Raw genomic sequence first — 19,982 nt, 5'->3', positions numbered from 1 at the left:
AAAAAGGTGGTCCGCATGGTTCTGGTGGGTCGGGATGAAGGAGATCAAGTCTGCGGAACTGCAGGCGAAATAGCAGCGTATTTTTCGTGGAGGTCGAGGAAGCATGGACGTATCCGAGAAAGAAACAGCGGAAGCAGCTTTCGAACCCCTGCTTCAATTCGAGATGGAGATGGGAACCTTCCTTTCCGACTGGAACCACTGCGACCACTTATCGTCCTACGTGGCACGAATGATCAGCCACAACCGAACGGATCCCATTCGCCACTCGAACTTCTTTTCTTCCGCGCTGAACGAGCTTTTGGAAGTGACATTTCGCGGCGGTTCTCCTGATGGCCTGATGGGCTGTGCGGTCTACCGAAATGGTCCAATGGAACGGGTGAAACTTACATTTCCATGCCCGCCTGGCCAGAGGCAGTTCTATCACGAAGCGGTTTCGAGAACCCGTCAGGCTGACGCCTACGCCCGCTATCTGAGTTCGATCTCAACCGATCTGTCACCAAGTCGGGAGATCATTCTTCTTGACCTGGCGATCAACTTCGACGCTCAGGTTCGATTGGAAGAAACTGATCCACCATCGGTAACGCTTGTTATCGATCTGCCTCTTGAAGGAGCTGTGAGTTGAGTCAGGCGGACCTTTCCACATCTTTCAGGGCGGAGTTTGACGCCAACAGCCAGGAGTTTTGTCTTGCCGGGGTGATCCGCCCCCGCTCGATCGAGGAGATCGCACCGGGCGTGTCGATGCTTAAGGAAGCGATCGACGAGGTGCGGGGCGTGCTTTACATCAATGTGAGGCGCCTCGTTCAGATGAACAACACGGCTTTTCATGCCTTCGTACGGGTGGTTCTCGACGCCTGCCGAACGAGGTCCGATCTTCGCTTCGTCGTCGTGACATCGAGTGTTGTCGGCTGGACCACCCGGATGTTTGGACATCTGAACAGGATCGAACCGCAGATAACCGTCGAGGTCTACGACTCCACCTTCTATCCCGGCCAGAGTTTCGTGGAGAACACGAGCTTCATTCCGATACTGCGCACGCAAACCAAGATGACCTGGCGTCACGAGCGCACGATCCTTCCTCGCCATGGCATGCGCGCTGGCATAGCAATGGCGGACATTTGTTGCGGCATCGGTGATTTCGCAGTGCTGGTCCAAAAGGAGTTCCAGCCCGCGCGGATCGTCGCACTCGACCATTCGAAGGCAAGTCTTGCCTATGCGCGCGACGTCGCCGCCGGTTTCGGCATCACCGATATCGAATATACCTACGGCGACGCATCCGAAATGTTGCTCGACGACAATCAGTTCGACTTCGTAAGCTGCCGCCACTCCCTGCAGATATTCAACAGGTCGGACATGCTTTTGGCGGAGCTTTACCGGATCTGCAAACCCGGAGGGCGGGTGTACATTACCAACGAGAAGAATTCGCATTGCCTCGGTGAACCTCGCTCCCAGAGCATTCAATGGACGTACAACGAGGTGGCGAAGCTGTTCAGTCATTTCGAGATGGACGTGGAGCTGGGTCCGAAGAGCCGCCGGTATCTCGCCGATGCCGGCTTTGACGATATCGTCGTCGAGTCGTTTATGGTGACTAATCTCGACGGGGATCCGCAGGATTTCGCCGATGTCATTACCGCGTGGGAAAAGGTCTATGCCGGCGAAATGGCCGTGAAGCGTGGCGATTCTCCCGAATTCATTCAACGCTTCCGTCAGGGCTTCAAAGACCACATCTTCGCTGCTCTCCATCCGAAGGGTTACGCCGGCTGGCCGATCTGGGTGGCATCCGGACGCAAACCTCTATGAGCGTAGATCAGCAACACACCTCCCGCTTCGGCTTGCGCTCATTCCGGGCCAAGTTCGTCCTCGTCGTGGGGGGCGCGGTACTCTTCGACCTGCTCGTCAGCGGCGGCCTTGCGCTCTGGAACGTTCAGAGGCTTTCGCGCGATGCGACCGAACAGGTGGGGCAAGGTTTGGAGCGGGCCAATCAGGACTATATCCGCTCCTATGCCGAAGCGACGGCCGCTCGCGTCAATCTGCTGCTCGGTCAAGTCCATACTGACGTCGGCACCCTCGCCGGCGTACTTCAGGCGCAGATCGATCGTCCCGTGAGAAAATCCCAGATCGGCGAGGCGATGGGCCGCGGCGCTCCCGGATCGGTCAGCGTCGTCTACGATGAAAAGGGCGGCTGGGCTCAGAACCTGCCCGGCCCCCTCTCCGTCGTCAGCGTCTGGGGATACCTTCTGGATCCAAGTCATAAGCCGCTTCCCGAAGTCCAGACAGAAATCGAAAACAGTGCAGTGCTGGACCTGGTCGCTCCGAGCTTGCTGGCAAACGGCCAGTCGAAGCTGCAAATGTATTATATCGGCCCCAAGGAGCGCCCGATCTTTAGAACCGCACCCTATACGGATCAGGCTCAGACCTTCGATAGGCTGTATCCGGGTCATAACACGGCGGACTTCTGGACTTTCTTTTTCCCGGGACTTTACGAGTCATGGCAGCAATGGGTGCAGGACCCGGGTCTGCGCCCGGTTCCAGACGATATCACCCAGACAGCACCCTACACCGACGCGATCACCGGTAAGCTGATCGTCAGCTTCTTCCAGCCTCTCTGGTCACGCGACCGCAGAGCAGTGGCTGGAGCCGCAGGAGCGGATATCACGCTCGATCAACTGGCCGAGATCGTGGAAAACGTCAAAGTGGCCGACCACGGCTTCGGCTTCCTGACGATGTCCGACGGTAACGTCGTGGCCATCAACCCGGTGGGGGAAAAGGTCATAGGCCTTCGATCATCCAGCGACACGGGCAGCCAGGGCGTGACGGGCCTTGACCGCTCTCTGCGCAGAAGCGCACAGCCGGAAATCGCGCAGTTGCCGCTCGATCGGGACGGTTTGCTTCAACACGTCATGCTTAACGAAAACGGCGAGGAAGTGCCCTATCTCGTTGTCTTGAAGCACCTGCAGCCGACGAACCTGTGGGTATCCGGCCCCGTTCAGCGGGAGGTCATGTCGCTTGGCATCGTCGTGCCCGAGCGCGAGATCTATGCTTCGTTGTTTGCCGCGCAGGCGGGAATCTCGGAAGCGACAAACAGAATCCTGATCTATCAGATCCTGGCGCTCCTCGTATCCCTGCTTTTCGTGATCGCGGCGGTGTTTGCGATATCGAAGCGCATAACCGGCGGCATCAGCGCGCTCGCCGGTGCTGCCAAGCGCATCCAGGCCATGGACTATTCCGTCAGGGTCGACATTCCAACGCGCGACGAGGTCGGCGAAGCAGGCGCCGCCTTCAACCGCATGGCGGAGCAGATCAGTTTTCACACCGAAAATCTTGAACAGCTTGTTGAGGATCGAACGAAGGAGATCGAAGAGGCGAACCTGCAGATCTCCGCTTTGAACAAACAATTACGTAGCGAGAATTTGCGCCTCGGCGCTGAGCTGGCCGTCGCCCGCCGGATCCAGATGATGGTTCTGCCAAGAGCGGGCGAACTGGAGGATATCAAGGAGCTTGAGATTGCCGCTTACATGCGGCCCGCCGATGAGGTCGGCGGTGACTATTACGATGTTCTAAGAGACGGTCAGCGGCTGAAAATCGGGATCGGCGATGTAACCGGCCATGGCCTGGAGAGCGGCGTCCTGATGCTGATGGTCCAGTCGGTGGCACGGGCCTTGCAGGAAGCGGGCGCTATGGATCCGTCGCAATTCCTCAATCGGGTGAATCGTGCCATCTACAAGAATATCGTTAGAACCAGCACGAACAAGCATCTCTCGCTGGCGTTCCTAGACTATGAGGAAGGACGCCTAACACTTTCGGGTCAGCACGAGGAGCTGATTGTCGTTCGCAATCTCGCAGAGGTCGAGCGAATTGATACGCTTGATCTCGGTTTGCCGATTGGGTTGGAGCCGGATATCTCGCGGTTCGTGGCGACTCGGGAGATTTCATTCGATCATGGCGACATGATCATTCTCCACACCGACGGCGTGACCGAGGCCGAGGGCCGCAATGGCGAGCTTTTTGGCATAGAGAGGCTCTGCGAGAGCGCTCGTCAGCTCTACGGGCGAAGCGCGGAAGAGGTCAAATCAGGCATTATCGAGGATCTGATGACGCATATCGGCACACAGAAGATCCACGACGACATCACGCTCGTCGTTATGAGGCATAGGTGAGGCGAATGACGGCTTTATATGGAGTGGCAGACCTCGCAATCGGAACAGGCGAAAGCGTTGCGCGACTTCGCCTATTCGACGGGCCCCTGGATCTCAGTTGGAAGCACTGCGCAATCACTTCGGATTTCGTCGCCGAGCTCGTAGCGCTGCGCTATCGCGTATCGCGCAACACCTATAAGGAGGTGCGGCACAATGTAGGTTATCTTACCAATGAGCTGGTAGAGAACGCCGTAAAGTTCCGCGTCGCAGGCGAAATCATCGTGGAAGCCTCGCTCGAAGCAAACACGTTCCGCGCGAAAGTTTCCAACTTTATCGACAAGGAAACGGCCACGCAGTTCCAGGGCTTGCTTTCGGAGATTTCCACAGGCGATCCTGGCGAACTCCTCATCGAGCGGATCGAGGCAAATGCGATTGGGGGCGAAAGCGGCTCCGGGCTTGGTCTTCTGACGCTTATGAGCGATTATGGCGTTCATTTCGCCTGGGTTTTCGGATCCGCCGAACAAACTGGAGCAATCGCGCTGGAGACTTACGCTTCTATTGCAGTTCCCGATATGTCGAATTAATGGGGAGAACATGGAAATTAAAGAAGAAGAATACCGCATCTGGTCTGAGGGCAGCGAAATCTATTTCGACGGCACCATGCGCTTGCCCGGCAGCGAGGCCTATGCCCCAATCTTCTCCCTTGTCATGAGCGTTCTTGAAACCGAACCCGCCCGCCTCACGCTCGACCTGACGGGATTGCAGTTTCTCAACTCTTCCGGAATCAACCTCCTTGCGAAACTTACGATCGAGGCCCGTAACAGGCCAAATGTCCATCTGACGGTACGTGGGACGTCGGAATTTCCCTGGCAGTCGAAGTCGCTTCCAAATCTCAAAAAACTCTACCCGGCCGTCGATCTGCGTCTAGGCTGAAAAAGATCGCGCGGGTTTTGCTGTGCCAGATGACAACGCACGAAGAAGACGGCCGAAATAGCTACTGAGGCCGCTTCCAATCTCATAGTCCGAGTGTCGTGAGCCAGTCAGCAAATGTGCTGCCAATGGGCCGCGCAACTTGGGGAGCACTCGGCACTGGGCGTTCCGCTATGGCTGCTTTTCGGACTTCACGCGGGCTGCAACCAAACTCGTGGCTGAACGCGCGGGTGAAATTGGCGGCCAGGTCGAAACCCGCAGCTTCCGCTATTTCCGAGATCGGCCGATTGTTGGTCGGATCACTGAGATCCGCATAGGCAGCCAGAAGCCGCCGTTTCCGGATATAGTTGAGGACACCGCCACTTGCCCCGAAAAGCTGATAGAGACGCGTCCGGGAGATACCGAGCGCGCGGCTCACAGCTTCCGGAGTGAGATCAGGCGAGTGGAGATTACGATGAATATAGCGGTGCGCTCGCTCCATCATTCCCCTATTCGTCGGCGTTCCGATTGAACTCGGCCCCGCCGCTGCTGAGGCGCATGCGACCACCATGTCACGTATCGTGTGGACGATCTTCGGCAGTTCTTCTGCTGTGAGCACGTCGAGATTCGCTTCGGTGCCGCTCACATAGTTGATAAGCAAATTCGCCAGGTTGCCGGATAGAACCGAATTGTTGGCCGCCTCAAGCACCGCGGCGTCATCGGCCAGCAGGTCGTAAGGCATGAAAAGCAGGATAGCGTCTAAATCTGTCGCACGACCGCGAGACGGATAGCCGAGCGATCGGAAAACGAGCTTGCCCGGTTCGTTTTCAGCGACATGACGATCAACTTCCGTCCAGGTCCGGCCGCTGCGAATCAACTCCACGTACCAATGATCGATCGGACTCAAACGCAACATCGCCTGCGAGCGTATGTAGCTATGAGCTGGCGTGCGTTGTTGAACGATGAGGAGGTTCCCGAGATGCCACGCCGTGTGATGGGCGGGGAAGCCGTCATCCGGCGACTTGCCCTCCGGCAAAATGACGTCAACCAAGGGGGCTATATGGCTCCGCCAGGCTTCAAACTGCTCCGCTGGTGCACGCTCATGTGTCGAGAAACGCAAAGGTGCGAGCGCAGGTGAGGAGGCGGTATGCGGTGCTGGCTGACCCCCTGGCTGACGTGGCCACCGTCGGCGTTCCAGGTGTGGCGGCCTTTCTGACGGCGGTCCTTCCGTCGGATCGTCGCCTTGGTCGGACTCGGTTGAACGATCACTCATACAACTCCTCCAGAACACGATCGCCTGAATCCAAGGCGCAGGCGATCACTCGTTATGGCGTCGCCGCGCGCCGATCTAAGCCGTTCGGCGCATAGCAGGGTCTAGTTGTACGCCATCCTGAGTAGAAATGCACTGCGCGATAACTATCAGGATGCGCGGATAACGACAAGCGCGCTCGGTTTCTGTATCAAATAGAAACTGTTAATGCGAAATATTATTGAAGAACATTTGAAGTCTTTTGAACATTGTTCAATTTCAATACGTATTAATTTAGTCCGCCCTGGGCGGAAAAAACCGCATCCATAAGATCTGTTGGAGGTAGTCGTGAACTATCGGCGTAACACTTATTTCAATTCTTCCTTAAAGATATCCAAAAGCGACGATAGCGTGTCGCAGCTTCGAGAAGAACAGAAGCGAATTCTTGTTACCGGTGGGGCGGGTTTTCTCGGATCACATCTGTGCGAGCTTCTTCTTGGCGCGGGGCATCAGGTCATCTGCGTCGACAACTTCTCGACGGGAGTGAGGCGCAACGTCGATCACCTGAAGCGCTTTGACGCCTTCAGTGTCATTGCCCACGACATCGTGCAGCCGATCGACCTCGAAGTCGACGAGATCTACAATCTTGCCTGCCCGGCGTCGCCGCCGCATTATCAAGCTGACCCGATCCATACCACAAAAACCTGTGTGCTGGGGTCGCTCAAGCTGCTGGAGCTCGCCGCCCGCTATGGCGCACGCATCTTCCAGGCGTCCACATCGGAAGTTTACGGTGATGCAAACATCCACCCGCAAGTGGAAAGCTACTGGGGCAATGTCAATCCGTTTGGCCCGCGCTCCTGCTATGACGAAGGCAAGCGCTGCGCAGAAACGCTGTTTTTCGACTTCCACAAGAGACACGACGTCGAAATCAAGGTCGTCCGTATTTTCAACACCTACGGACCGCGGATGCGCCCGGACGATGGCCGCGTCGTATCGAACTTCATCGTGCAGGCTTTGAAGGGCGATGACATCACCATCTATGGCGATGGCTCCCAGACCCGCTCCTTCTGCTTCGTCAACGACCTGGTCGACGGCTTTGTCCGCTTGATGGCATCGGCGCCTTCGGTGACCGGTCCGGTCAATCTCGGCAATCCCGATGAATTTTCGATCGGGGAACTCGCCGAACAGGTGATCGGGCTGACCGGTTCGCGGTCGAAAATCGTCTATCGCCCTTTGCCCACAGATGACCCGCGCCAGCGTCGCCCCGACATCACGCTTGCCACACGAGAGCTCGGCTGGCGCCCGAACGTGAGCTTGTCCGAGGGCCTTAAAGAGACGATCCGCTATTTCGATGGCCTTCTCACCCGATCGGCTGGGCAAGTCCTGGAGGTTGCGTGATGGCCCTTCAACGCATCCTCGTGACGGGTGGCGCCGGCTATATCGGCAGTCACACCGCAAAACGTCTGCGCTCGGAAGGCATTGAGCCCGTTGTCTACGATAATCTGACGACCGGCAACCGCTCGTCGGTTCGTTGGGGACCATTCGTTAACGGCGACATCCTCGACTCCAACCGCCTGGCCGAGACGATCGACCGGTACGAACCGGATGCTGTCATACACTTTGCCGCGTCCGCCTATGTCGGCGAATCCGTGACCGACCCTGCAAAATACTACCAAAACAATGTCGGCGGGACGCTGTCTCTTGTCGATACCTGCCGCCGGGCTAGCGTCGACAAGATCATCTTTTCATCGAGTTGCGCCACCTATGGCGTGCCGGACATGCTGCCGATCGACGAGGCGTCACCACAGGTTCCAATCAATCCTTACGGCAAGACAAAACTGATTGCTGAACACATGCTCGCCGATTACGCCGCGGCTTTCGGCCTACGCTACGTGGCGCTGCGTTATTTCAACGCTTGCGGTGCTGATCCGGAGGGCGACCTCGGTGAATGGCACGATCCCGAAACTCACCTGATCCCGCGTGCGCTCATGGCCGCTGCAGGCAGGATTCCAAGCTTGGAGATATTCGGCGACGACTACGACACGACCGATGGAACCTCAGTTCGCGACTATATCCATGTCGCCGATCTCGCGCAGGCTCACGTTCTCGCATACAGGCATCTCGTAAAAGGCGGAGAGAATGTCGCCCTTAATTTGGGAACTGGGCGTGGAGCTTCCATCAAGGAAGTCCTGAGAACCATCGCCGAGGTGACAGGGCGAAGCGTCCCTGTCGCGATACGCCCGCGCCGGGCAGGCGATCCGCCGGCCCTTTATGCGGACGCGAGCCTTGCCCATCAGTTGCTTGGCTTCTCAACGCGATATTCCGACCTTCAGACCATCGTGCGGACCGCGGCGCCCTTCTTCGGATTGGAGGTGCGATCATGAGCCGCGAGACGTGCGAGCCTGCTCTCGTGCCCGTGCTTACCGGAGTTCGGCGGATAGAATATCTGGGCGGGGTCGCCGTCTGGGTTGGGGCCCTTGTCTACTTCTGGACCTGGTGGCTGAAGCCGGACCACCACATCAGTCTCGTCGGAACCATTATCGTAACGGCGGTGCTTGTCTGGGTGACCCTGCTGCCGGGCTATTTCATGGCGATCTTCTATCGCGCCTTGAAGCCAAGCGGTCCCTTGCGCCTGCTGCCGAACAGCCGCGTCGCCATGGTCGTGACAAAGGCGCCATCCGAACCCTTTTCCGTCGTGTCGGAGACGCTAACGGCGATGCTTGCTCAAGATGTGCCGCATGATACCTGGCTTGCGGACGAGGATCCCTCACCCGAAACCCTGGACTGGTGCCGCAGGCATGGCGTGTTGGTCTCGACGCGCAAAGGGCGGGCCGATTACCACCGCACGTCCTGGCCGAGGCGCACGCGCTGCAAGGAAGGTAACCTTGCCTTCTTCTATGACCACTATGGTTATGACCGCTATGACTTCGTAGCTCAGCTCGACGCCGATCATGTTCCCGAGCGTGGCTACCTTTTCCAAATGCTCAGACCTTTCGCCGACCCCGCCGTCGGCTACGTCTCGGCGCCGAGCTTATGCGACAGGAATGCCAAAGACAGTTGGTCGGCGCGTGGAAGGCTCTATGCAGAGGCAAGCATGCATGGTTCGCTTCAGGCCGGCTACAATGGTGGACTGGCGCCGCTCTGCATAGGATCCCACTATGCGGTGCGCACCTCAGCGCTAAAAGAGATCGGCGGGCTCGGTCCCGAGCTTGCGGAAGATCATTCGACCACATTGATGATGAACGCCTATGGTTGGCGCGGCGTGCATGCGCTCGATGCAATCGCGCATGGTGACGGGCCGCGTACCTTCTCCGATCTCGTGACGCAGGAGTTCCAGTGGTCGCGTAGCCTTATGATGCTGCTCCTGCAATACTCCCCGCGCCTGATCGGCCGGCTTCCCCTGCGTTTGAAATTTCAGTTCCTGTTCTCGCAGCTCTGGTATCCGCTCTTCGCGTTTTTCATGGCACTGATGTTCGCCATGCCGGTCATCGCGTTGCTGCGCGGCGAGAATTTCGTGGCGGTAACCTATCCCAGCTTTGTGGCGCATTTCGCTCCGCTGTCCATCGTTCTGATGCTGCTGGCATATCGTTGGCGGGCAAGTGGTACTTTCCGTCCGTTCCACGCAAAAATCCTTACCTGGGAATGCGTCCTGTTTCTCTTTGCACGCTGGCCCTGGGCACTGGCGGGAACGCTTGCCGCTGCGCGCGACTGGATCGCGGGATCCTTCGTCGATTTTCGGGTGACGCCGAAGGGTGGATCCGAGGTCGATCCAGTCCCGTTGCGCGTGCTTTCACCTTACGCCTTGTTGGTCCTTTGGGCTCTGTTGCCAGTCCTCTTCGTTGATGATGCCGGAGAAACCAAGGGCTTCTACCTTTTTTCGATCCTGAACGCCGCGATCTATGCCGCGCTCTTGCTGGTCATCGTCATCCAACACTCTCGCGAGAACACGGTGAGAGCTGCAACGCGTCTGTATCGGCCGGCAATGGCGGCCGGGCTACTTTCGCTCATCGTCTTGCCCGGCGTCGCTACCGCAGAGCACGGCAAAGACGGATTGGAGGCGCTTGCCTGGGGTGCCGGTAGCTTCCGTCTCTTTGAGGAACGCTATGCAGTCGCAGGCGCCGGGAACGACGGTACCGCCTTGCGCAGGATCGTCTTCAATCCGCGATGGATCGCCGCTCCGCAAGCAACATGGGACAGCGCGCAAGGGGAAAGACCATGACAGGAAAAATCTTCATTGATCGAAAAATACCTCGCAGCCGCACGCCTCTTCGAACCCTTGGCTTTGGTCTTGCGGCAATTGCCGCAGTGACTGTCCAATCGCCAGCCTCCGCCGAAGACGTAATGCCGAAAGACACCCGCCCCATGACCGGCGCAGAGGTCTACATGATCTTTCGCGGCAAGAGCTGGAAATGGGCGAACGGCGCTGGCCGGATGCAGGACGAAGGCCGCCGTTTCACGGCCTGGACGCAATCGGACACCGACGCCAGTTGGGCCGAAGGTCGATGGATCCTGACCGATAGCGGCCAGCTTTGCCTGAAGGCGGATTGGCATAGCCAGACCGCGACGTCGCGCGACAAGACGTGCTTCAGCCACCGGATTCTCGGCAGCACCATCTATCAAAAGCGGGAGCCCGCCGGCGAATGGTACGTCTTCAAACACTCGAAGCCGGCGCAGTCGGACGAGTTCAACAAACTCGTCAAAGAAGACCTCGTCGAAGCCAAGCTTCCGATCATTCAGAACTTCATCGCATCCCAGCCGGTACAGCCGGAGCAAAGCCAACCGAAAGCGCGAACGGTTCGTCCCGAGCACCGGCACGAACAGACTGGAGAAGCACAATGAACCGAACGTCAAAGGCAATTGCCCTCTCATTTGCCGGTCTGTTGCTGTCAGGAGCAGTCCTGGCCGCCAACATGCCCCGGGGACTTCCCGATGCGAATTCAACGACGGCGGCGACGTCGTCGGACAAGAGACCCGTCCTCACCAAGGAATCGATCGACTTCGGCGCCTATGATCCGCATGGCGATTTCGGCGCGCCATCAAGCTCCAAGATCGAACATCTATTTCTTCCCTGGGAAGACGTGGAACTTTCCACGCTCGCACTTGCGGACGACTACGCAAAGGCGCGCGGGCGTTCCCTGATGATCACGATCGAACCCTGGTCCTGGTCACCAGACTGGCGGCTCTCGGCGGAAGAGCTGCTCAGCAGCATTCTCAGTGGCGAGCGCGACAAGAACATGGCCGCCGTCTGTTCGACCGCCGCCACCCTGAAAAGCCCTATTATCATCAGGTGGGGCCAGGAAATGGACGAAACCGACAATCAATTTTCCTGGGCGCACTGGCGGCCGCAGGACTTCGCGGCGGCCTTCCGCCGGATGGTGAACGTCTGCAAGATGCATCTCAAGAACGCAAAATACGTGTGGTCACCCAAGGGGAACGAGGGGCTGGAGGCCTTTTACCCCGGTGACGATGTCGTAGATATCGTGGGGCTTTCGGTCTTCGGTCTTCAGAAATACGACCATGACAAAGTTGGCCGCGACCAGACGTTCTCCGAACGCCTGACGCCCGGATATAACCGCGTTCAAGGTTTTGGCAAGCCGATCATGGTCGCCGAACTCGGGTATGAAGGCGACGCCTCCTACGTGCGCAACTGGGCCGAAACCGTAACGAAGCCGCATGCCGAGTTCCCCGCTTTGACCGCCGTCGTCTACTTCAACGACCGCGAGATCTACGAGTGGCCCGAAGGCTACGGACGCCCCGACTGGCGGGTCGTCAGAGAAGCTGTCAACTGACCGGCGGGACCGGAGAAGGAGCACAACATGTCGAAACTGCGCAAAATACTCTTGATTGCCGCTTTCGTCGGTGGCCTCGGAGCGACTACACCGGCCGAAGCTGCCGCAGGGCGTCCGGTCGCGAAGAACGCAACAGCGTTGACTCATGCGGAGATCCACAGCCTCTACGGTCAGAAGTCCTGGATATGGAAAGATGGCGCAGGCTATTTTTCGGTCCGGGAACGCCGCTTCACTGCCTGGTCGAAGGAAAACGGATCGCCCTCATACGGGGTCGGCAGGTGGTTCATCACGGGACCGGGAAAACTCTGCTTCAAGGCCGATTGGCATGCCAAAAGCGGCTCGGCACCCGCGACCACCTGCTTCAGCCACCGAAAGGTGCGCGGCGTCATCTATCAAAAGCGCGAACCGGATGGACAATGGTACGTCTTCCGAAACGCCCCGGCACAGGAGAGCGATGAATTCGCCAAGCTGCGCCGCGGCAATTACGTCAGCGCCCGAGTCGGTAAGATCGAGTCGCGGATTCAGCGGGCTAATTGACCTTCCCCCGGAAGGAGTTGCGCAGGGGAACCGACGCTAGAGCATAATTCGGCTCCGCAGATGAGCCCGGCGTCGGCGCGCAACTCCGCCTTTATCGCATGAAGCAACGCGATGTGCTCCCAAATCCGCTTGGCGTGCAGATATAGGGTGCTCGGCCGAGATAATTTACGCTGGCAAGCTTGATGGCTCTGTGCGTTGCGGCTTGTTTAACTTTTGTGCTTTTTTTGTTTTGTATTGGTGAGCTGATTTCTTTAGTCAGCGACGACGTTACAATAGTCTGATCAGGCGTTGATGAGCACGCCACATGCGTAGCTGCAAGCAAAGTTACCAATACGCAACGGGCTATCTTCGCGTGGCCGTCGGATATACCTGATATGACTTTCGAATTCGTTTTCACAGGTTTATTCCCCGTTCCTGAACTTGTGCAAGAACGCTACCGGTGAGGAATTAAGTCGCTGTGGAGGAAAACGTTACAATTTGCGGCATCTGCAAATTAGGGCCGCATGCCCCCACGCCGTCCAGACGCGAAGATCAAAACGCACCAGCTTAATCTAACATATCTCAAGGCCGGCCGGAATTGCGGGCTGATCTCATCCGGGGCGAAGATGCGATCTTCAGCGAAGCTGGCGCCGCCTTAGAGGCCGGCGCGCCTTCGCCGGTCCGATGAACCATCGTTGGGGTCAGGCAAAACTCAATTGTACCTTCATCGCGCGGGTGCGATCGCCAGCCGTTTCGAAGGCGAGCACCGCTTGCTCCAGCGGAAATATATCCGTGAGCAGCGGCATGACGTTAACGACACGCCTATTGATGAGATCGACTGCGAGGGCGAATTCCTCATGGAAACGGAAAGAGCCCCGCATGTCGATTTCCTTGGAAACGATCATGTTGAGCGGGACGGAGACGTCGCCGCCGAGACCGAGTTGCATCAAGATGCCGCGCGGGCGCAGCGTCTCGATGCCGGCGCGCAAGGCCCGCTCGTTTCCCGACGCTTCGAACATCACGTCGAACGAACCTTTACCGGTTGAATACGCCGAGAGATCCTGCGGGCGCTCGGCGACATTGATGGTTCGCTCCGCGCCGACCACACGGGCTTTTTCCAGCACCGAGTCTATTACGTCGGTCGCGACGATCTCCTGCGCCCCATGAGCGCGCGCGGCAAGAATGGCAAGCGTTCCGATCGGCCCGCAGCCTGTCACCAGAACGCGCTTGCCGATGAGGGCGCCCGCTCGTTTGACAGCGTGGAGCGTCACGGCAAAGGGCTCGGCAAATGCAGCTTCGTTAATGGAGACGCCGTCGGCGACCTTGTGGCACTGCCAGCCGTCGGCGACAAGGAGCTGACGGAAGCCTCCCTGAATATGAGGCACGGGCATGGCGCTACCATAGAAGCGCATGTGCGTGCAGTGATTCTGCAGCCCGCGCAGGCAATATTCGCATGCATTGCATGGCCTGCTCGGCGAGACCGCAACACGATCGCCAACGGACAAGCCGCTAACCCGGGAGCCGAGCGCACTGATCGTTCCGGCGATTTCATGACCGAGAATCATCGGCTCGCGCAATCGTATCGCGCCAAAACCCCCGTGGTTATAATAATGGAGATCCGAGCCACAAACACCGCCCGCCTGAATGGCGATTTCCACCTGGCCGGGACCTACTGCCTCGGCGGCGCGATCTTCGATACGCAGGTCTTTCGCCGCGTGAATGACAACGGATTTCATGAGCTTTCCTCCCGCTGGAGCTTGATTATGTTATCGATAACATTTATGTCAAGCGGAAGATGGCGGCGAGGACGCCATTCGAATGGAAGCATGCACTTCGAAGGGGGCAAGAATGCGATTTAAGCTTTTTGATCTTTCGGGCCGCCTGGCACTCGTAACAGGTTCCAGCCAAGGGATTGGATTTGCGCTTGCGCGCGGGCTCGCAGAGCACGGCGCCGCGGTTGTCATCAATGGCCGCGACGAAACGCGAATAGCTGACGCGGTCAATGTCCTTCGAACCGAGGGCCATGTCGCCCAGCCTTCGAGTTTTGACGTCACCGACCAGATATCAGTCCAGGCTGGCATCGAACGGATTGAGACGGAAATCGGCGCGATCGACATTCTCGTCAACAACGCCGGAATGCAGTTCCGCTCACCTCTTGAGGATTTTCCGGCCGACAAGTGGCAAATGCTGCTGCAAACGAATGTTTCCAGCGCCTTCTATGCTGGACAGGCCGTGGCCCGCCATATGATCGCCCGCCGCGCAGGCAAGATCATCAATATTGCCTCGGTCCAGAGCGAACTGGCTCGCCCCTCGATCGCGCCCTATACCGCGACGAAAGGCGCGATCCGCAACTTGACGCGCGGCATGGCGACCGACTGGGCGAAATACGGGCTGCAGATCAACGCCATCGCCCCCGGCTATTTCAAGACGCCTCTCAATCAGGCACTCGTGGACAATCCGGAATTTTCCGCGTGGCTGGAGAAGCGCACGCCGGCCGGACGCTGGGGCAATGTCGAGGAACTCGTTGGAGCCGCCGTTTTCCTTGCGGGCGAGGCCTCCTCCTTCGTCAACGGACAGACGCTGTTCGTCGACGGGGGCATGACAGCGAGCGTTTGAACCAATGATCCGTCTGATCGTCATGGGCGTCTCAGGGTCGGGAAAATCCTCTGTCGGCGAAGCGATCGCGAACAGACTTTCCCTACAATTCATCGAAGGCGACGCGCTCCATCCGGAAAGCAATGTCCGCAAGATGTCTGCAGGCATCACCCTGACTGACGAGGATCGATGGCCCTGGCTGGACAGCATCGGCGGAACACTTGCGCAGGCACAAGGCGGCCTAGTCGTTTCCTGCTCCGCGCTGAAAAAGATCTATCGCGAGCGTTTGCGCCATATGGCCGATGGTCCGCTCGCCTTTGTTTTCTTGGAAGGTAGCGGCGATATTCTCGCGCAACACATGAGCGCGCGCACGGGGCATTTCATGCCCATATCGATGCTTGAGAGCCAACTGGACACATTGGAGCCGCCAACCGACGAGCCTCTCGTCTTGACGCAGAATGTCGAAAACTCGGTTTCGGAGATCGTTAGGCAGAGTGTCGCATGGGTATCGCACATGCGCGCTGGGGATGCGTTCAAGGGAGGAAGGTAATCATGGCAGGAGAGAGCATCGCCGTTATCGGCGCCGGCATCATGGGAACGGCGATTGCGACACGCCTGATCGAGACCGGCAATAAGCTCACCATTTTCGACATTGACGCCGGCAAGGCGGCAGCATTGGCGCGAGAGGGCGCCACGGCAGCAGCAACCATAGCGCAAGCCACTGCCGTGAGCGACTACGTTATCCTGAGCCTCAACCACGCGGATGTCGTTCGCGCCGCCGTCTTCGGCCCGGCTGGCGTTGCCGAGGCCGGAACAGGGGATAAGCTCCTGGTCGACATGTCCTCGATCGACCCGAAGGAAACGGCAGCAATGGCGGCTGATCTTGCTGGAAGCACCGGGATGCGATGGCTGGACTGTCCGCTTTCCGGCGGCGGACCAGGCGCGCGCTCCGGGCGCCTTACCGTGATGGCAGGGGGTGAACAGGGTGACTTTGAGCGCGCCCGCGCGGTCATGCGACATCTCTGTGCCAATTACACGCTCATGGGACCTTCGGGCGCCGGCCAGACAACCAAACTCATCAATCAGCTTTTCTGCGCAGTCGCTTTTCAGGCTGTCGCCGAGGCGGTGAAGCTCGCGGAAGCAGGCGGCGTCGACCCGACGATCATCCCGCAGGCACTGGCCGGCGGACGCGCTGACAATCGGATCATGCAGGAATTCATGGCGAAGTTTGCCGCGCGCGACTATACGCCGACCGGCCGTATCGACAACATGTTGAAGGACCTCGATGCGCTGCAGGCTTTCGCTCTCAAGACCAAGACGCCACTGCCGATGACCGGCCAGGTTGTCGAGATTCATCGGTTACTTTGTGCAGCGGGCCTTGGACCAAAGGATTCAGCCGAGATGATGCGACTTCTCGACGGTCTCGCCTCGTAAGCCGCCGCCAAAATGCCTGATCGCGGAGGCGAATGTTGCCTCCGCTTGTAAGGCGGCGGGAATGATACCGGTATCAACCTATACCACTGGCGTCGGCAACGGCATTCCGGCGAAATGTGCGTCGAGATTTGCGAGAACCAGATCCGCCATCGCGCGGCGTGTTTCACGCGTTGCGCTGCCGATATGCGGCGCAAGGACCACATTTTGCATGTCGAACAGAGCCGAGGGAACACGCGGCTCGTCCTCAAAGACGTCAAGGGCAGCAGCGCCTAGGCGACCGTCAAGAAGCGCTGTCACAAGCGCCGGCTCGTCAATAAGTGAGCCCCGCGCAACATTGACCAGCGTGCCTCGCGGCCCAAGCGCATCGAGCACCTCGGCATTTACGATATGACGGGTCTCGGAGGAAGCGGCGGCAGCGATGATCAGCACGTCGCATTCCGCCGCGAGTTCGCAAATCGTCTCGCAAAAGAGATAAGGGACATCGCGTTTCGAACGAGCCGAATAGGAGATGTGGGCGCTGAAACCTTCAAGCCGCCGGGCGATCGCCTGACCAATGCGCCCCAGCCCGAATATTCCATAGCGGCGTCCCGAGACCCGGGTCGCCAAGCCGAAATCACCTGAAGGCCAATTGCCTGAGCGTACGAAGGCGTCAGCGCGCGGCAGTTCACGGGCGAGTGCGAGGATGAGGCCGATGGCAAGGTCTGCCACGTCGTCCGTCAACACATCCGGCGTATTCGAGACGCGAACATTTCTGCGCTTCGCCTGCTCGAGATCGACCTTGTCGTAGCCGACTCCGTTCACCGCGACGATCTCCAGGTTCGGAAGGGCGTTTGCCAGATCGGTGGGAAGGCCAATATGCCCGCCGGTAACAACGCCTCGAATTTTTTCAGCTCCTATAGCGGCCAGGGCCGATTTTTCCTGTCGATCAAAATGTCGGTGGACCCGGTACCGCCTGGCCAGCTCTGCTTCGAGGAACGGCGTCAGCGGGCAAAGCTGCAAAATATCTATCGTCATGATCAACTCGGGTTTGCGGCCGTATCGCCGGCCGGAGGTGGCAATCTTCTCGGGGAGAAACGGAGGCGCCGGCGTTTCACGACTTTCGCCGGCCCTACAGCGCCGTGCGTCTTTTCAAACGCACAAAGGTCGCTGTAGCACTTTGAATTGCTGCATGTTTTTTCCTTGAATCGGTTCCGATTTAAGGAAACATGCAGTAGCGGCGTCATTTCACATCGGACTTCACGAACTGGCGCAGTTCCGGCGTTCGCGGGTTGGCGAAAAGCCCCTTAGAGGGCCCCTCCTCCCAGATCGTGCCCTTGTGCATGAAGACGGTTTTCGTTGCGACGCGGCGCGCAAAGCCCATCTCGTGGGTCACGAGGATCATCGTCATTCCGTCGCTCGCCAATTGCTCCATCACCATCAGCACCTCCTCGGTCAGTTCGGGATCGAGCGCAGAGGTGACCTCGTCGAACAGCATCACTTTCGGCCGCATTGCCAGCGATCGGGCAATCGCTACGCGCTGCTGCTGGCCACCCGAAAGCTGGTCTGGATAGAAATCGAATTTCTCCGACAGGCCGACGAGCTGCAGCACTTCGCGGGCAATGGCCTGCGTTTCGGCCTTGGTCACGTCTTTCACGATACGGGGGGCCAGCATGATGTTTTCGCCAACGGTCAAGTGCGGAAAGAGGTTGTAGCTCTGGAAAACGATCCCGACGTCGGTTCGCAGCCTCCGCAGCGCCTTGGGGTCCGCCTCGAGCCTATGGCCGGCGATTTCGATCCTGCCCGAATTGACCTTCTCCAGCCCGTTCATGCAGCGAAGCAAAGTACTCTTTCCCGAGCCGGAGCGGCCGATCAAAGCGAACACCTCACCGCGTTCGACGGTCAACGAGACACCCTTGAGCACCTCCAGTGCGCCGAAGCTCTTGTGTACATTTTCAACGACTACTTCCGACATGAAGTCTCCTTTCCAGCAAGCGCGAGAGCTGGGACAATGGGTAGCAGACAACGAAATAAAGGACCGCGACAGCAACGAAGACGCGGAACGGCTGAAACGTCGCGTTGTTGATGAGCTGCCCGGCGCGGGCGAGTTCGACGAAACCGATGATCGAGGTGATCGAGGTGTTCTTAACGACCTGTACGGCGAAGCCAACGGTCGGCGGCAGCGAAACGCGCAACGCCTGTGGCAGGATGACATAGCGATATTGCTGCAGCCGGGTCATAGCGAGCGATTCCGACGCTTCCCATTGCTGCTTCGGAACGGCCTGAATACAACCTCGCCAGATTTCCGCGAGATAACCGGACGCGTAGATCGTCATGGACGCTCCAGCGGCAACGAGCGGCGGCAGTTCGAGGCCGGCAAGACTGAGGCCGTAATAGGACAGGAACAGGATCATCAGCACTGGAATGCCCTGAATGACCTGGATGTAAGTACCGGCGGCAACACGGATGGCCCGAAGCTGCGACGTGCGGGCAAGCGCCAGGCCAAAGCCGAGGAGCCCACCGCCGATAAGAGCGATGATCGTGAGAATGACCGTCCACTGCAGCGCTTGCAGCAAAAAGCCGAATTCATTGAGCCCGAATGTTCTAAGCGTCATGCGCTGACCTCCGAAACTGCCGAGACCGGCTTGGTCGCGAGCGTCCTGCGGGCGACGCGTCGTCCGAACAGCCAAAGGCCCACAAGCGCAAGCACGGCACGCAGCGCGAGCGCCAGCACGAGATAGATGAGTGTCACGACGATGTAGACTTCGAAGGACCGGTAGGTCTGCGATTCCACAAAAGCTGCCGAGGCCGCCAGCTCGTGAGTGGAGATGGCAGAGCATATGCTCGACGCCAGCATCATCAGCACGAATTGGCTGCATAGTGCCGGATAGACCTTGGTAATCGCAGGCACGATGATGACATGCCGATAGATCTGGAAGCGTGTGAAGCCCAGCGCTTCGCCGGCCTCGATCTGCGATTTGTGCACTGCCTCAATGCCGGCTCGAATGATCTCGGTCGAATAGGCGGCAAGATTGATGGTCATGCCGATCAGTGCTGCGGTATCCGCGCTCACGCGAATACCAAGACCGGGCATGCCGAAGTAGACAATGAAGAGCTGAATGAGAAAAGGCGTGTTGCGGATGATCTCGACATAGGCATCGACCAGGAAGCGAACGGTCCCGCCGTTGATCGACCTTACCGAGGCAAGCAGGGTGCCGGCAAGCGAGCCGAACAGGATCGACAACACCGAAAGCTTGATCGTCAGCCAGATACCGCTCATGAGTTCGTGCTGATATTGCGCAAGCGCGCCAAATTGAAATGTATAGGCCATGCCCGTCTCCGATCATGTCTTTCAGCCCGTCGATGACCACCGGCGGGCTG

At 58.4% G+C, this 19,982-nt stretch carries 20 protein-coding genes; 14 read left to right on the top strand and 6 right to left on the bottom strand.

The genetic code is table 11. From position 1 onward, the window contains the following. Positions 1–103 precede the first annotated feature (103 nt). From PYH37_RS01545 to PYH37_RS01525, 5 genes are read left to right on the top strand one after another with little or no spacing between them, the layout of a single operon-like run. A complete protein-coding gene (locus tag PYH37_RS01545) occupies positions 104–622 on the top strand; it encodes a ubiquinone biosynthesis methyltransferase UbiE (protein ID WP_280731703.1) in 519 nt (172 codons plus the stop codon). After that, the gene (locus PYH37_RS01540) at positions 619–1,797 is read left to right on the top strand and encodes a class I SAM-dependent methyltransferase (protein ID WP_280731702.1); all 1,179 of its coding nucleotides are present in this window, start codon (positions 619–621) and stop codon (positions 1,795–1,797) included. Before PYH37_RS01545 ends, PYH37_RS01540 begins: the two co-directional genes overlap by 4 nt. After that, a complete protein-coding gene (locus tag PYH37_RS01535; RefSeq protein ID WP_280731701.1) occupies positions 1,794–4,154 on the top strand; it encodes a PP2C family protein-serine/threonine phosphatase in 2,361 nt (786 codons plus the stop codon). Before PYH37_RS01540 ends, PYH37_RS01535 begins: the two co-directional genes overlap by 4 nt. A gap of 5 nt (positions 4,155–4,159) precedes the next feature. Then, positions 4,160–4,717, top strand: coding sequence for a slr1658 superfamily regulator (locus PYH37_RS01530; RefSeq protein WP_280731700.1), 558 nt, complete (start codon positions 4,160–4,162; stop codon positions 4,715–4,717). A 10-nt stretch (positions 4,718–4,727) separates the two neighbouring features. Then, complete coding sequence (locus PYH37_RS01525; protein ID WP_280731699.1) at positions 4,728–5,066, top strand: slr1659 superfamily regulator; 339 nt, start codon at positions 4,728–4,730, stop codon at positions 5,064–5,066. A gap of 82 nt (positions 5,067–5,148) precedes the next feature. Here the strand turns inward: PYH37_RS01525 and PYH37_RS01520 are convergent, their stop codons facing one another. After that, positions 5,149–6,315: a helix-turn-helix transcriptional regulator gene (locus PYH37_RS01520; protein ID WP_280731698.1), complete on the bottom strand. Its 1,167-nt coding sequence runs from the start codon at positions 6,313–6,315 to the stop codon at positions 5,149–5,151. A gap of 366 nt (positions 6,316–6,681) precedes the next feature. Between PYH37_RS01520 and PYH37_RS01515 the strand changes: the two genes are divergently transcribed. Genes PYH37_RS01515 through PYH37_RS01490 form a run of 6 tightly spaced genes read left to right on the top strand, consistent with a single transcriptional unit; the run spans position 6,682 to position 12,617 of the window. After that, a complete protein-coding gene (locus PYH37_RS01515) occupies positions 6,682–7,689 on the top strand; it encodes a UDP-glucuronic acid decarboxylase family protein (RefSeq protein ID WP_280732496.1) in 1,008 nt (335 codons plus the stop codon). Then, a complete protein-coding gene (gene galE, locus PYH37_RS01510) occupies positions 7,689–8,675 on the top strand; it encodes a UDP-glucose 4-epimerase GalE (RefSeq protein WP_280731697.1) in 987 nt (328 codons plus the stop codon). Before PYH37_RS01515 ends, galE begins: the two co-directional genes overlap by 1 nt. Then, positions 8,672–10,510, top strand: a complete 1,839-nt coding sequence (locus PYH37_RS01505; protein ID WP_280731696.1) for a glycosyltransferase — start codon at positions 8,672–8,674, stop codon at positions 10,508–10,510. The genes galE and PYH37_RS01505 overlap by 4 nt, the downstream gene beginning before the upstream one ends. After that, entirely contained in the window at positions 10,507–11,130 is a 624-nt protein-coding gene (locus PYH37_RS01500; protein WP_280731695.1) for a DUF995 domain-containing protein, read from the top strand. Before PYH37_RS01505 ends, PYH37_RS01500 begins: the two co-directional genes overlap by 4 nt. Then, positions 11,127–12,080, top strand: a complete 954-nt coding sequence (locus PYH37_RS01495) for a glycoside hydrolase family 26 protein (protein WP_280731694.1) — start codon at positions 11,127–11,129, stop codon at positions 12,078–12,080. Before PYH37_RS01500 ends, PYH37_RS01495 begins: the two co-directional genes overlap by 4 nt. A gap of 27 nt (positions 12,081–12,107) precedes the next feature. Next, positions 12,108–12,617, top strand: coding sequence for a DUF995 domain-containing protein (locus PYH37_RS01490; RefSeq protein ID WP_280731693.1), 510 nt, complete (start codon positions 12,108–12,110; stop codon positions 12,615–12,617). Between the two features lie 680 nt (positions 12,618–13,297). On the opposite strand, the gene PYH37_RS01485 is transcribed toward PYH37_RS01490, so the two are convergent. Next, positions 13,298–14,332 (bottom strand): L-idonate 5-dehydrogenase, encoded by a 1,035-nt coding sequence (locus PYH37_RS01485; RefSeq protein ID WP_280731692.1) that lies wholly within the window; start codon positions 14,330–14,332, stop codon positions 13,298–13,300. A gap of 112 nt (positions 14,333–14,444) precedes the next feature. On the opposite strand from PYH37_RS01485, the gene PYH37_RS01480 reads away from it, so the two are divergent. Genes PYH37_RS01480 through PYH37_RS01470 form a run of 3 tightly spaced genes read left to right on the top strand, consistent with a single transcriptional unit; the run spans position 14,445 to position 16,625 of the window. Further along, the gene (locus PYH37_RS01480; protein ID WP_280731691.1) at positions 14,445–15,212 is read left to right on the top strand and encodes an SDR family oxidoreductase; all 768 of its coding nucleotides are present in this window, start codon (positions 14,445–14,447) and stop codon (positions 15,210–15,212) included. Between the two features lie 4 nt (positions 15,213–15,216). Beyond that, complete coding sequence (locus PYH37_RS01475) at positions 15,217–15,741, top strand: gluconokinase (protein ID WP_280731690.1); 525 nt, start codon at positions 15,217–15,219, stop codon at positions 15,739–15,741. A 2-nt stretch (positions 15,742–15,743) separates the two neighbouring features. Continuing rightward, positions 15,744–16,625, top strand: coding sequence for an NAD(P)-dependent oxidoreductase (locus PYH37_RS01470; protein ID WP_280731689.1), 882 nt, complete (start codon positions 15,744–15,746; stop codon positions 16,623–16,625). A gap of 78 nt (positions 16,626–16,703) precedes the next feature. Here the strand turns inward: PYH37_RS01470 and PYH37_RS01465 are convergent, their stop codons facing one another. From PYH37_RS01465 to PYH37_RS01450, 4 genes are all read right to left on the bottom strand, one after another. Beyond that, positions 16,704–17,639 (bottom strand): 2-hydroxyacid dehydrogenase, encoded by a 936-nt coding sequence (locus tag PYH37_RS01465; protein ID WP_280731688.1) that lies wholly within the window; start codon positions 17,637–17,639, stop codon positions 16,704–16,706. A 205-nt stretch (positions 17,640–17,844) separates the two neighbouring features. Next, on the bottom strand, positions 17,845–18,576 hold the full coding sequence (locus PYH37_RS01460) for an amino acid ABC transporter ATP-binding protein (RefSeq protein ID WP_280731687.1): 732 nt from the start codon (positions 18,574–18,576) through the stop codon (positions 17,845–17,847). Next, entirely contained in the window at positions 18,557–19,216 is a 660-nt protein-coding gene (locus PYH37_RS01455) for an amino acid ABC transporter permease (RefSeq protein WP_280731686.1), read from the bottom strand. The genes PYH37_RS01460 and PYH37_RS01455 overlap by 20 nt, the downstream gene beginning before the upstream one ends. Further along, complete coding sequence (locus tag PYH37_RS01450; RefSeq protein WP_280731685.1) at positions 19,213–19,932, bottom strand: amino acid ABC transporter permease; 720 nt, start codon at positions 19,930–19,932, stop codon at positions 19,213–19,215. Before PYH37_RS01450 ends, PYH37_RS01455 begins: the two co-directional genes overlap by 4 nt. Positions 19,933–19,982: the final 50 nt, after the last annotated feature.

Origin of the sequence: Sinorhizobium numidicum, assembly GCF_029892045.1 — a bacterium.
In the GTDB taxonomy this organism is placed as follows: Bacteria; Pseudomonadota; Alphaproteobacteria; order Rhizobiales; family Rhizobiaceae; genus Sinorhizobium; species Sinorhizobium numidicum.
This window is presented reverse-complemented; position numbering and strand designations above follow the sequence as displayed.

What these genes read in the sequence shown, in the direction of transcription:
- PYH37_RS01485 (WP_280731692.1), bottom strand. Translation starts at nt 14,332, where the DNA reads ATGAAATCCGTTGTCATTCACGCGGCGAAAGACCTGCGTATCGAAGAT.
- galE (WP_280731697.1), top strand. Translation starts at nt 7,689, where the DNA reads ATGGCCCTTCAACGCATCCTCGTGACGGGTGGCGCCGGCTATATCGGC.
- PYH37_RS01465 (WP_280731688.1), bottom strand. Translation starts at nt 17,639, where the DNA reads ATGACGATAGATATTTTGCAGCTTTGCCCGCTGACGCCGTTCCTCGAA.
- PYH37_RS01495 (WP_280731694.1), top strand. Translation starts at nt 11,127, where the DNA reads ATGAACCGAACGTCAAAGGCAATTGCCCTCTCATTTGCCGGTCTGTTG.
- PYH37_RS01460 (WP_280731687.1), bottom strand. Translation starts at nt 18,576, where the DNA reads ATGTCGGAAGTAGTCGTTGAAAATGTACACAAGAGCTTCGGCGCACTG.
- PYH37_RS01450 (WP_280731685.1), bottom strand. Translation starts at nt 19,932, where the DNA reads ATGGCCTATACATTTCAATTTGGCGCGCTTGCGCAATATCAGCACGAA.
- PYH37_RS01525 (WP_280731699.1), top strand. Translation starts at nt 4,728, where the DNA reads ATGGAAATTAAAGAAGAAGAATACCGCATCTGGTCTGAGGGCAGCGAA.
- PYH37_RS01535 (WP_280731701.1), top strand. Translation starts at nt 1,794, where the DNA reads ATGAGCGTAGATCAGCAACACACCTCCCGCTTCGGCTTGCGCTCATTC.
- PYH37_RS01455 (WP_280731686.1), bottom strand. Translation starts at nt 19,216, where the DNA reads ATGACGCTTAGAACATTCGGGCTCAATGAATTCGGCTTTTTGCTGCAA.
- PYH37_RS01545 (WP_280731703.1), top strand. Translation starts at nt 104, where the DNA reads ATGGACGTATCCGAGAAAGAAACAGCGGAAGCAGCTTTCGAACCCCTG.
- PYH37_RS01470 (WP_280731689.1), top strand. Translation starts at nt 15,744, where the DNA reads ATGGCAGGAGAGAGCATCGCCGTTATCGGCGCCGGCATCATGGGAACG.
- PYH37_RS01480 (WP_280731691.1), top strand. Translation starts at nt 14,445, where the DNA reads ATGCGATTTAAGCTTTTTGATCTTTCGGGCCGCCTGGCACTCGTAACA.
- PYH37_RS01500 (WP_280731695.1), top strand. Translation starts at nt 10,507, where the DNA reads ATGACAGGAAAAATCTTCATTGATCGAAAAATACCTCGCAGCCGCACG.
- PYH37_RS01490 (WP_280731693.1), top strand. Translation starts at nt 12,108, where the DNA reads ATGTCGAAACTGCGCAAAATACTCTTGATTGCCGCTTTCGTCGGTGGC.
- PYH37_RS01505 (WP_280731696.1), top strand. Translation starts at nt 8,672, where the DNA reads ATGAGCCGCGAGACGTGCGAGCCTGCTCTCGTGCCCGTGCTTACCGGA.
- PYH37_RS01530 (WP_280731700.1), top strand. Translation starts at nt 4,160, where the DNA reads ATGACGGCTTTATATGGAGTGGCAGACCTCGCAATCGGAACAGGCGAA.
- PYH37_RS01475 (WP_280731690.1), top strand. Translation starts at nt 15,217, where the DNA reads ATGATCCGTCTGATCGTCATGGGCGTCTCAGGGTCGGGAAAATCCTCT.
- PYH37_RS01520 (WP_280731698.1), bottom strand. Translation starts at nt 6,315, where the DNA reads ATGAGTGATCGTTCAACCGAGTCCGACCAAGGCGACGATCCGACGGAA.